12 protein-coding genes are annotated in these 12,040 nt (G+C 47.7%); all 12 read left to right on the top strand.

Annotated elements, in window-relative coordinates:
- Positions 1 to 59 precede the first annotated feature (59 nt).
- The 12 genes from KNO76_RS04880 to ymfI all read left to right on the top strand — a co-directional run bounded on the left by KNO76_RS04880 (position 60) and on the right by ymfI (position 12,007).
- Positions 60 to 830, top strand: a complete 771-nt coding sequence (locus tag KNO76_RS04880) for a segregation and condensation protein A (protein WP_214883162.1) — start codon at positions 60 to 62, stop codon at positions 828 to 830.
- Positions 808 to 1,401: an SMC-Scp complex subunit ScpB gene (gene scpB / locus KNO76_RS04875; RefSeq protein WP_026825818.1), complete on the top strand. Its 594-nt coding sequence runs from the start codon at positions 808 to 810 to the stop codon at positions 1,399 to 1,401. Before KNO76_RS04880 ends, scpB begins: the two co-directional genes overlap by 23 nt.
- 4 nt (positions 1,402 to 1,405) lie before the next feature.
- Positions 1,406 to 2,182 carry a pseudouridine synthase gene (locus tag KNO76_RS04870; RefSeq protein WP_214883159.1) on the top strand — a complete coding sequence of 259 codons (777 nt, stop codon included), beginning with the start codon at positions 1,406 to 1,408 and terminating at the stop codon, positions 2,180 to 2,182.
- A gap of 117 nt (positions 2,183 to 2,299) precedes the next feature.
- Complete coding sequence (locus KNO76_RS04865) at positions 2,300 to 2,881, top strand: redoxin domain-containing protein (protein WP_051545970.1); 582 nt, start codon at positions 2,300 to 2,302, stop codon at positions 2,879 to 2,881.
- Between the two features lie 19 nt (positions 2,882 to 2,900).
- A complete protein-coding gene (resB, locus tag KNO76_RS04860) occupies positions 2,901 to 4,445 on the top strand; it encodes a cytochrome c biogenesis protein ResB (protein ID WP_214883157.1) in 1,545 nt (514 codons plus the stop codon).
- The gene (ccsB, locus tag KNO76_RS04855; protein WP_214883144.1) at positions 4,445 to 5,629 is read left to right on the top strand and encodes a c-type cytochrome biogenesis protein CcsB; all 1,185 of its coding nucleotides are present in this window, start codon (positions 4,445 to 4,447) and stop codon (positions 5,627 to 5,629) included. Before resB ends, ccsB begins: the two co-directional genes overlap by 1 nt.
- A gap of 160 nt (positions 5,630 to 5,789) precedes the next feature.
- A complete protein-coding gene (locus KNO76_RS04850) occupies positions 5,790 to 6,506 on the top strand; it encodes a response regulator transcription factor (protein ID WP_026825821.1) in 717 nt (238 codons plus the stop codon).
- Entirely contained in the window at positions 6,506 to 8,212 is a 1,707-nt protein-coding gene (locus KNO76_RS04845) for a sensor histidine kinase (protein WP_251129032.1), read from the top strand. Before KNO76_RS04850 ends, KNO76_RS04845 begins: the two co-directional genes overlap by 1 nt.
- Positions 8,213 to 8,261: 49 nt before the next feature.
- Positions 8,262 to 8,813: a cob(I)yrinic acid a,c-diamide adenosyltransferase gene (locus KNO76_RS04840; protein ID WP_026825823.1), complete on the top strand. Its 552-nt coding sequence runs from the start codon at positions 8,262 to 8,264 to the stop codon at positions 8,811 to 8,813.
- 7 nt (positions 8,814 to 8,820) lie between these two features.
- Complete coding sequence (gene yfmF, locus KNO76_RS04835) at positions 8,821 to 10,059, top strand: EF-P 5-aminopentanol modification-associated protein YfmF (protein WP_214883140.1); 1,239 nt, start codon at positions 8,821 to 8,823, stop codon at positions 10,057 to 10,059.
- Positions 10,056 to 11,315: an EF-P 5-aminopentanol modification-associated protein YfmH gene (yfmH, locus tag KNO76_RS04830; RefSeq protein ID WP_214883138.1), complete on the top strand. Its 1,260-nt coding sequence runs from the start codon at positions 10,056 to 10,058 to the stop codon at positions 11,313 to 11,315. Before yfmF ends, yfmH begins: the two co-directional genes overlap by 4 nt.
- On the top strand, positions 11,294 to 12,007 hold the full coding sequence (ymfI, locus tag KNO76_RS04825) for an elongation factor P 5-aminopentanone reductase (RefSeq protein ID WP_251127893.1): 714 nt from the start codon (positions 11,294 to 11,296) through the stop codon (positions 12,005 to 12,007). The genes yfmH and ymfI overlap by 22 nt, the downstream gene beginning before the upstream one ends.
- Positions 12,008 to 12,040: the final 33 nt, after the last annotated feature.

The following is a 12,040-nucleotide window of genomic DNA, read 5'->3' as shown; positions in this document are numbered from 1 at the left end:
CACGGTGTTATAAAACATGTTATACTAAAGCGCAAAAATGTAAAATGGCAGGTGTCTCTATGGAAGCCTATAACGTTAAAATTGATACGTTCGAAGGTCCACTCGACCTGTTGCTCCATTTGATCGGAAAAATGGAGATTGATATCGTCGACATTTCCGTGGCAGAAGTCACTGACCAGTATGTCGGCTATATTCGCACGATGCAAAAATTTGAACTCGACGTGGCCAGTGAATACTTGGTCATGGCGGCGACGTTGCTCCAATTGAAGAGTAAGCAGTTGCTACCGCCCGTTCCGGTCGAGGATGTCGAGGATGTTCCAGATTTCAGTGATGAACCGACGCGTGAAGGACTCATTCGTCAATTGATTGAATACAAAGCTTATAAAGAAGCAGTCGTTTTTATGCGCGAACAAGAAGAAAACCGTCTTGAACTGTATACGCGACCAGGGGAAGATTTGACGACGTACATGTCAGACGAGGTGTCGAAGTATGACGGCCCCCTCAACTTTTCGGATCTTCTCCACGCCTATTCAAAGATGATTGAACGTAAACGTTGGAAAGAGCGACGCAAAAAGACGATCAAACGTGAAGAGCGAACTCTTGAAGAACAGATGACACGACTTCATGACCACGTGTCCTCGACGCGACAAACATCGTTTTTCGCTTTCTTTGTAGAACGACCGAATGTCTCGGATCTCGTGGTGACGTTTATGGCGCTCCTTGAGTTGATTAAGCTCAGGGTCGTCGAGACGAAACAACTCGACCAAGACATTCAAATTTCGTTCATCGAATCATCAAAGAAAGGGGATGAAGCGGTTGTTGTCTTATGAAACGATTATCGAAGGATTGCTATTCGTCGTCGGTGATGAGGGAATGGAAGTGCGTGCTCTCGCCGAGACACTCGATATCTCAGAAGCCGCGGCACGCGAACAGCTCAGTAAGCTAGAGATTTCATTCAACAAATCGAATCGACCGTTTCAACTAATGGAGTCGGCAGGAGTCTACAAGCTCGTGACCATTCCTGACGTTGCTCCCTACATTCAAAAGTATGTCGGGACGATGGCTGAGCAGGCGCTCTCGCGTGCGGCGATGGAGACTTTGGTCATCATCGCTTACAAACAGCCGGTCACACGGGCAGATATCGAAGAAATTCGTGGTGTCAAAGTGGAGCGTGTCATTCATACGCTACTGTCGAAAGGGTTAATTGAATCGGCAGGACGTGCAAAAACGATCGGCCGTGCCAAGTTATATCGCACGACTGAGCACTTCCTCGATCACTTCGGATTTAATTCACTCGAGGAATTACCACCATTAACATTTGAGGATGAACTGACGGACGAAGGAGATTTGTTCTTCGGTCAGGAATCATCGAAGCAAGAAGAGAGATTGGAGAAGGATTAATGATATGGAACGTTTACAAAAAGTAATCGCACAAGCGGGGATCGCCTCACGCCGGAAAGCAGAAGAAATGATTTTAGATGGTCGCGTCCGCGTCAATGGGAAAGTTGTCCGGGAACTCGGGACAAAAGTTGGACCGAAAACGGAGATTGAGGTCGATGGTGTCAAAATCGAACAAGAAGAACATGTCTATTACTTACTATACAAACCGAGCGGCTATGTATCGACGGTAGAAGATGACAAAGGGCGCAAAGTCATCACAGACCTCGTACCACCAGGGGCACGTGTTTTCCCTGTCGGACGTCTTGACTACAATACGACAGGTCTCATCATCTTGACGAACGATGGAGAGTTCTCAAACATGATGACGCACCCGAAATATAAAATCCAAAAGCGGTATGTGGCGAAAGTGAAGAATGTCCCGTCATACTTGGCGATTAAACAACTTGAGTCAGGCGTGGAGCTCGATGATGGCTTTAAGACAGGAAGCGCGAAAGTGAAGATGAAGTCTGTGGACCACAAGAAGAACACGGCGATTCTTGAAATCGTCATCTCAGAAGGGCATAATCGTCAAATTCGTCGCATGGTCGAGGCAGTCGGTTCCGAGGTCATTAAACTCAAACGTGAACAGTTCGGTTTCTTGACACTGGACGGTCTCAACACAGGTGACTGGCGTGAGCTCTCACACAAAGAAATCAGTAAGCTTCGTGAACTCGCGAACCCGACTGTTCCGCCGAAACAACGAGGCAAAAAGAAAAAAAATAACAATAAAAAATCGTCCTGAAATGGGATGATTTTTTTGATTGTGTAAATTGTGTGACAAAAAAATGAAAAAAGTCTGTTAATGTGCGTTTTTAGTGTTTTTTCAGTACAATAGCAACTGAAGGATGGTGTGAAAACGATGACAAAAGATCAAAACAAAGACGACCGGATGGAACAAGCGGTCGCAAAAAAGAAAAAGAGGTCATTTTGGCGATTGATGATCATGACTGTCGTTCTCTTTGCGGGAGCTATCACCGTCATGCAACTGTTCGACCAGGCCGGTAACGACGGACGCATCGAGGCGGGAGACGAGGCACCGAACTTCAAACTCGTCACACTCGACGGCTCGACCCTTTACGAGCGAAATAACTACGAAGGAAAGGGTATGTTATTGAATTTCTGGGGCACTTTCTGTGAACCATGCAAGAAAGAGATGCCTGTCGTTCAAGAGAATTATGCGACACTTCAGGATATGGGCGTCGATTTTTGGGCTGTGAACGTGGGCGAAACGCCACTTCGCGTCGACAACTTCATCAACGACCTCGGTGTAGGTCTCGATTATCCGATTTTGATGGATACGAAGAGTGAAGTCGAGGGAGCCTATGGCATTTATAATTTACCCGTCACATTCGTCATCGATGGTGAAGGGAATGTAATTGAAAAGTATGAAGGTGAACTTTCGAAAGAAAAATTGATGGAGCTAGCCGAGAAGTCATTGTAAACGAACGGGGGACGCACTGATGCTAGATATGAAATATGAAGGCGCCGATTTACGATCGAAACGTCGTCCGAAATCGATCATTGACCGCGTGTGGAATTTTTTTGCATCGGTCAAAGTGGGGTTGTGGTTAATTGGTTTGATTATTGTCGGTTCGGCAATCGGAACAATTTTTCCTCAAGAAATGTATATTCCGCAACAGTTACCTGCTGAACAATACTATGCGCAGGAATACGGGACACCGGGATCCATTTATCATTCGCTCGGATTCCATAATTTATATACGTCATGGTGGTATATCAGCTTAATCGTCATGCTGACACTCTCGCTCATCGTTGTGTCGATTGACCGTGGTATCCCACTTTATAAAGCGCTCAAGAAACAACCGGTCAGACGGACAGAACGCTTCATGAAAGGTCAACGTCTCTTCGGTCAAGGTAAAGGGACAGAGGCTCAAATCGACGAAGTCACAACTTTACTCAAAAAGAAACGATATACCGTCAAACGTGACGGCGATGCCCTGTTAGCGGAGAAACACCGCTTCGGTCGTTGGGGTCCGTATGTCAACCACGTCGGACTTGTCATCTTCTTCCTCGGGGCGATGCTCCGAGCATTCCCTGCTTTTCATACAGACACACTCGAGTGGGTGCGTGAAGGAGATACGGTCTCACTAGAAGCGACTGATGGGGAGTATTATTTACGGAACGATCAGTTCATTCTTGAGATGTACGACCCGGAGAACAATGAGGAGGATGCGAAGTTCGCAGCCGCCATTGAAAAAGCGGGGGCCGTTCCGAAAAACTATGAGACAGAACTGACGTTATTCAAAAAAACGGGAACGAACGAGGACGGATCGCCGCAACTCGAACAAGTCGATGTCGGTTCGACGAAAGTCAACCACCCGTTTAAATTTGATCAATTTGAAGTGTATCAGGAACAATATTCGAGCCGTCCGGAATTCTTATCGATGTCGTTCATGTTGGCAGATAAAGAAACCGGCGACGAATATGGTCCGTTCAAAGTCGATTTGGAGAATCCAGAGAAATCCTATGAGGTTGATGGGGTCACTGTCACCTTGAAAGATTTGTATCCGGACTTTGAAGTGAAAGATGGGCAACCGAACACGAAATCACCTCGTGCTCTGAACCCTGCCTTCTTCTTCAATATCGAATCACCTGAAGGAGAGACGGAATCAAACTTGGTCGGTATTCGTCTCAACGTCGCCGATGAAGAGAACCGTTATGATGTCCAGTTTGCAGGTACAGAAATGGCGAGCACGAGCGGACTCCGTGTGAAGAGTGATTCCACGTATCCAATCTTAATTGTCGGTGCCACCATCTTCATGATTGGGATTGTGATGGGCATGTACTGGCCGCATCGACGCATATGGGTTCGCCGTCACGAAGACAGCGTGCTCGTTGCAGGCTTTACGAACAAAAACCCGTCTTCGCTCCGCCGGGAAGTTTCGCCGTTATTAGAACAGACAGGCTTACCGATGTGGGAGGACCAGGCGAGATTCACATCGGAATCGGAGAATGAGTCAACAGATGAAAGAGGGGAATCTTGATGGAATGGATTGAATGGAGCAGCCAGATGCTGTTTATCGCGTTCTTCCTTTATGCAATCTCAACGGTGCTCTTTACGATCGCCGTGAGTGGAATGCGTAAAGATCGGAACGTCAACCGAGTCGCTTATGGGAAATATGCATTCAGTTTGTCGGTGATCGGCTTTGTTGCTCAATTGACGTATTTCTTTATGCGTTGGGCAGGTGTCGGTTATGCGCCGGTATCAAACCTGTATGAATATACGACATTCTTTGGGATGATGATGGTGCTAGGGTTCCTTGTCGTATACGGTATTTATAGAAATGATGTACTTGGATTGTTCGCGATGCCGGTGGCGTTACTCGTCATCGCCTTCGCCTCGATGTTCTCGAGCGAGGTCGCACCGCTAATCCCTGCACTCAACAGTGTTTGGCTGAAAATCCACGTTACGACGGCCGCACTCGGTCAAGGCATTTTGGCGATCAGCTTTGCATCGGGTCTTATTTTCTTGTTAAATGAGACGTCGATGAAAGAACAGTCAAAATCGCGGACGTGGCTTGAAGTGACAATGTTCGTCCTCATGTGTACGCTTGGCTTCATCATCGTATCGATACTCTTTAAGGGAATTGGTGCCGGTGGGGTCATCGAATTTACGAATGACCGTGGTCAAGTAGAAACGTATGAATATTTCATGCCAATCTTGTTCGCCCCAGAAGGAGCACAACTGTTGTCTGGCGCAAGCGGATTGTCGCTTGAACTTCCAAACTGGATCAACACACTCAAGTTGAACACACTTCTTTGGTCGGTCATCGGCGGTGTCGTGATTTATGCGTTGCTTCGCTTCGTCATTTTGCGGAAACGTGTCGCAGAAGCGCTTCAACCGCTTGCGAAAAAAGTCGACCTCGACCTTGCTGATGAAATCAGTTATCGCTCGGTTGCGATTGGATTACCTGTCTTCATTCTCGGCGGCCTCATCTTCGCGATGATTTGGGCACAGATCGCCTGGAACCGTTTTTGGGGCTGGGACCCTAAAGAAGTGTGGGCCCTCATTACGATGCTCATTTATATATATTACTTGCATATGCGTATTCAGCGCGGCTGGACAGGAACGAAAGCAGCATGGTTATGTGTCGGTGGATTTGCCATCATCATGTTCAACCTCGTCTTCGTCAACTTGGTCATTGCGGGCCTACATTCGTATGCTTGACTTAAAAGAAGTCACGATTGTGACTTCTTTTTCATTTGGTCCATCAAATCATCGTTGTGAAGCGAAATAATAGAGTGGTATAGTTATGGCAGAGAGTAGAATGTTCACAAATGTGCAACATTCTCTACAACTCGTAATGGGTCTTAGGAGGGTTTCAGGAATGGCTGAGAAAACGAAAATTTTAGTAGTCGACGACGAAGAAAGAATTCGCCGACTTTTGAAGATGTACTTAGAACGCGAACAATATGTGATTGAAGAGGCAGTCAATGGCGAAGAGGCACTCGCCCTCGCCCTTGAAAACGAATACGATGTCATCTTGCTCGATTTGATGATGCCGAAGATGGATGGTGTTGAAGTGTGTACAGAGCTTCGAAAAACAAAAGCGACACCCGTCATTATGCTCACGGCGAAAGGGGAAGAAATCGATCGTGTTCAAGGATTTGAGGTCGGAGCGGACGATTACATCGTCAAACCGTTTAGCCCACGTGAAGTTGTGCTTCGCGTCAAGGCGCTCCTTCGTCGTTCAGGCTCAACAAAATTCATGCAGACGAGCGAAAAGTCAAAAGATTTGATCGTCTTTCCACACCTGACAATCGATAACGATGCTCACCGCGTCACGGTAGATGGGGAAGAAATCGCACTCACACCGAAAGAGTACGAATTATTATTCTTCCTCGCAAAACAGGTGGACAAAGTCTTTTCGCGTGAACAGTTATTGAAAGAAGTATGGAACTACGAATTTTTCGGAGATCTTCGGACCGTCGATACACATGTGAAACGTCTTCGTGAGAAATTGAATCGGGTCTCTCCAGACGCCGCTCATATGATCACGACTGTATGGGGTGTCGGGTACAAGTTCGAAGCTGCCAGTGAATGATGATTCGTCGAAATAGTATCGTCACGAAACTGTGGCTGACGATTCTCGTTTTGGTCAGCGTGATCTTATTCATTGTCTCGGTATTGATGCTTGAATTTTTTAATTCCTTTCACATCGACCAAGAACGAGGGCATCTCGCCAAACTCGGAGGTCAGGTTCAATCGGTATTGTTGAATGAAGGGGATACGTCACAGACGATTGATCAAATCATCGAAGTTTATGGTGCGAATTATACTCTCGAAAACGGTTCGGTTCGATCCAACTTTGGCAATCAAGTGGACGGTTTGATGGTTGAGCTTGAGCGACAAGATTGGGAAACGTACCAGGCGGTCGGGGAAACGGCCATCGGGAACTTCTCATCGTTTAACGATCAAGCGGCCCTTGCTTACCGAACGACATTCTCGTTATCAAACGGTCAATATACGCTGTACTTACTAGAACCCCTTGATGCAATCTCGAGTGCGAATGCGGGTGCGCGGACCATCATCTTGTGGACCGTCGCCTCGGCAATCATCGTCACAACCGTGTTCGCGTTCTTCTTATCGACACGGATCACGGCGCCTCTTCGAGAAATGCGGGACGCGGTCAACAAGACAGGTGAAGGGCAATTCGATTTACGTCTCGAGACGAAGACGCGAGATGAGATCGGTGAACTCGCCGCTTCCTTCAATGCGATGAGTAGCCAGTTGGCGAAGTATGTCGATGCCCTTGACCGCGAACGATTGCAACTTGCATCGATTCTACGTTCGATGGCGGACGGTGTCATTACGCTCGACCGTCATGCGAACATCATTGTCACGAATCCGCAAGCGAGCCCGCTGCTTCAAGACGGGCAGCCCCATGAAGTCGTGCTCTCTCTTTATGAGGAAGTGATGGATGGGACATCTGAAAAGACGATTGAAGTGAAACAGGATGACCGCTACTACACATTGACGGTCACACCGCTCGTGGGTGAGGATGATTTTGAAGGGGCCGTCGTCGTTATTCGGGACACGTCTGAGAGTCATCGACTCGATAAGATGCGGACCGATTTTGTGGCGAATGTCAGTCATGAACTCAGGACACCGCTAGTGACGCTTCAAGGGTATTCAGAGGCGATTATCGACGGCATGACAGAGAGTGACGAGGCAACGAAGGAGTTCGCCTCAATCATCTACGACGAATCACTACGCTTGGCCCGACTCGTCAACGATTTGCTGGATTTGGCACGCATCGAATCGGGTAAAGAGACGATGCAGTTCAGCTCGTTCGATATCGGGGAGTTCTTGCCGCGCGTCATGCGGAAGTTTAACCAAATGGCGTCTGAGAAGGAAATTCAATTACAGACAGACGTACCGCATCGACTCATCGAAGCGGACGGCGACCGACTCGAACAAGTGTTCACGAACTTGATCGGCAACGCCATCGCCCATACCGACTCCGGAGAGATTCGAATCGAGGCGACCGAAATGTCCGACGGGATACAGATTCAATTGACCGATACGGGTCACGGGATTCCGAAAGAAGACTTACCGTTCGTGTTCGAGCGATTCTACAAAGCCGATAAGGCGCGGACGAGTGGTTCGAAAACAGGGACCGGGATTGGACTTGCCATCGTCAAGAATGTAGTCGACGCCCATCATGGGACGGTCAACGTATCGAGTACAGCTGGTGTCGGTACGACATTTGAGATTTACTTACCATTTGAACAACCACACATCTCGTAATGGTGACTCGTTTGAGTCACCATTTGTGGCATTTTAAGGGGGGAGTCGTATGAAAAGATATACACGAACTGGCGACACGGGTGAAACTTCTTTAATCGGTAGCCGTGTCGACAAACATCATCCTCAAATCGAAGCGATGGGTCATCTAGATGAGTTGAATAGTCACATTGGTTTGGCGATTGCCCATCAAGAGGACGAGTCACTTCGTGGACAGCTGACGAAGGTTCAACACGACCTATTCGATCTCGGGTCGGAACTGATGTACACTGGAGAACCTCCAAAAAAGGTCGATCTGTCAATCGTAACGGAGCTTGAAAACTGGATAGATGAGTGGGAGACGTCATGCCCGGAGCTCATACGTTTCATCCTTCCGGGTGGCAGTGTTGCCGCAGCGAGCCTGCATGTGGCCCGTTCTGTCTGCCGACGGGTCGAGCGTGACTTGACCGCACTCGGTGTCGCCGACCGGCAGCTTCCGTACTTTAATCGATTGAGTGATTATTTATTCACGGTTGCACGTTACGCGAATGTCGTGGCAGGCATACCGGACCAAGAATATGCACGCGGCGCTGCCGTGTTCCAACCAAAACGAAAAAAGGAGTGATCGGCTGATGAAAGGAATCGAGCAGTTCGAGCATCAATTGCACTACTCGGTCTATCCGACCAAGAAATTTAAGACGACGACTTGTCTCGTCTCATTCGCTGCACCACTTTCTACAGATACGGTAGCAGATCGAGCCCTACTTCCATTCATTATGGAAAAATCGACGGAGACCTATCCTTCGATTGAGTTATTTCACACACCGCTAGAAGATTTGTATGACACAAACTTGTATGCAGGCGCTTCAAAAATTGGAAAAGAGCATGTCATCCAATTCCAACTTGAAGTCGTCAACGACAACCTTGTCGGGGAAAACGTCCTGAGCCAAGCAATCAAATTGCTTGAAGACGTACTGCTTCGTCCAAACGTCTATGACGGTGCATTCCAACCGCTCATTGTGGAGCAAGAGCGCCGTCTACAACGCCAGCGCATCGAATCGGTCTATGATGACAAGATGCGATTCGCCCAACAGCGTCTACAAGAGATGCTCGGAGGAGAACTCGCAATCCCGTCACTCGGTACGCTTGAACAACTCGACCATGTCACGCCAAAATCGTTGTACGATGCCTATCAATCGATGATTCAAGACGACCGTGTCGACATTTATGTCGTCGGGGATGTCAGTCGTGAACAAGTCGAACAGGCCTTTAACCCATTGGAATCTCTTGGGACACGTCAACCACGCCTGTTACCTGAAGCGAGTCGAGGTGAGTTTAAGCGGTTAGAGGAGCATCAAGATATCAAACAAAGCAAGCTTCATCTCGCCTATGCGCTCGATGTCGACCCACGTACAAAAGACGCGATACGTATGCAAATTGTAAACGGGTTATTCGGTGGATTTCCTCATTCGAAACTGTTTATGAACGTCCGTGAAAAAGAAAGTTTGGCATATTATGCTGCTTCACAATATAGTTCACTCAGCCGAAAGTTATTCGTATACGCAGGAATTGATGCGACGAATCAGCAGAAGACTGAACAGATCATCGAAGAGCAATTGAAGGCTTTACAAGCGGGCGAGTTTGAAGATGAAACGCTACAACAGACGAAAGAACTCTTGTTCCACCAACGTCGCCAACTCGGAGATAGTCCGCGTCAGTTGATTGCTTGGATGAGCGGAGCGGACGTTCGTCCATTCTCGTTAGTCGAAGAGATTGCGATTATCGAAAACACGACACGCGATCATGTCATCGCCCTTGCGAATGAGATAGAGCTTGAAGCTGTCTATTGTTTGAAAGGAGGAGAAGCATGAAACTAGACTTTCCAAACGTCGGAGAGACATTACATCACCACGTGCTCGACAATGGCCTCTCCGTTTACTTGTTGAAAAAGACTGGATATGAAAAAACATTCGCGACGTTCACGACCAAATATGGATCGATTGACCGACGCTTTAAACTAGAAGACTGGATCGAGGTTCCCGATGGTATTGCGCACTTCTTAGAACATAAGATGTTCGAAAAAGAAGATGGCGACGTCTTCCAACAGTTCGGACATCAAGGCGCTTCGGCGAACGCTTTCACCTCTTTCACACGGACGGCGTACTTGTTCGGTGCGACGTCGAACATTCAGAAAAATGTTCAAACGTTGCTCGACTTCGTTCAAACTCCATATTTCACGGAAGAATCGGTGGAGAAAGAGAAGGGCATCATCGGTCAAGAGATCCAAATGTATCAAGACAATCCGGGATGGCGTCTTTATTTCGGTTTGATTGAAGCAATGTATGAGACACATCCCGTTAAAATCGATATTGCGGGCACTATCGAATCGATTTCGAAGATCACTGCAGAAGATTTATACGTTTGTCATCAAGCGTTCTACCATCCGAGCAATATGACGTTGTTCGTCGTTGGAAACATTGAACCGGATGAGATGCTCGAATTGATTCGAAACAATCAGTCGACCAAATCATTCGATGCACCGAAGCTGAGTGCCCGTGAAACGGTTGAAGAGCCGATCGCGGTTCGTTTGTCGGAACGAGTCATCGAGATGGATGTCTCTGTCCCGAAAGTGATGATTGGCTATAAAGATGCCCCGCAAGCTGGCGAAGCGGGTCTGAAGCAAGAGTTGACGGTAGAATTGCTTATGCATGCACTGTTTGATACGACAGCCCCTCTCTATACTGAACTGTATGCTGAAGGACTGATTGACGATGCCTTCTCGTTTGACTATACGTCAGAAGAAACATTCGCCTTTGCTGCGTTGTCGATGGAGACGTCGGAAGTCGATGCGTTTGTCGGTCGTGTGACGGAGGCACTGGAACGTCCACTTCAACTCAATCAGGAAACGCTTGACCGTAAGAAACGCATGATGCAAGGTCAATTTTTAAAAGCACTGAATTCACCGGAATTCATCGCCAATCAGTTTTCTCGTTATGCGCTCAATGACGGAAACTTGTTCGAGATTCTGAATTTGATTGATGACATCACATTAGATGAACTATACGAAGCGTACGAGCGGTTGTTCCGTCAAGAGCAACGGACCGTATGCATCGTCAAAAAGCCATGAAGACGTTGATTGTTGGAGCGAGCGGTGCCATCGGACGTGCCGTCTCGCTCGCTTTTCGTGAAGATGAATTGATTTTGCATGCGAACGAGGGTCACGAAAGACTACGTCATTTGATTGATGAAGAAAATCTTTCGGCAGAACTTTTACCTTGTGACCTAACAGACCGAGGTGCCGTTGAGTCGTGGGTACAAGAAATGCCGAACGTCGACCGAATCGTCTACGTGGCCGGACACGCTCTTCATGGTCTCGTCGTCGACCAAGCAATCGATGAGCTCGACCGTCTCTATGAAATTCATGTCCGTGCGATGATTCAATTGGTCCAGTCCGTTGTAGCTAAGAAGCCGTATGATCATCAACTCGATATTGTCATTGTCTCAAGCATCTGGGGTGAGGTAGGTGCGGCCGCCGAGGTATTTTACTCCACAGTCAAGGCAGCACAGCTCGGCTTCGTCAAAGCGTTTGCCAGAGAAGTGGGACCGTTCAATGTTCGAATCAATGCGGTGACACCAGGGTGGATTGATACGCCAATGAATGATACGGTAGAAGAGTCGAAGGAATCCGTGATGAACGACATTCCACTTGGACGACTCGGGAATACTGAAGATGTTGCTAAAACCATTCGTTTTTTATGCTCAACGGACGCCTCCTATATGACAGGAACGGTGTTACGCATCGACGGTGGCTGGCAATGATCTAGTCACTGTACATAAACGAGTTCTTTTCAA

It is taken from the genome of Exiguobacterium sp. s101, assembly GCF_018617835.1.
Classification (GTDB): Bacteria; Bacillota; Bacilli; order Exiguobacteriales; family Exiguobacteriaceae; genus Exiguobacterium; species Exiguobacterium marinum.
The sequence above is the reverse complement of the archived record's forward strand: the minus strand, read 5'-3'. Positions and strand labels throughout refer to the sequence as shown.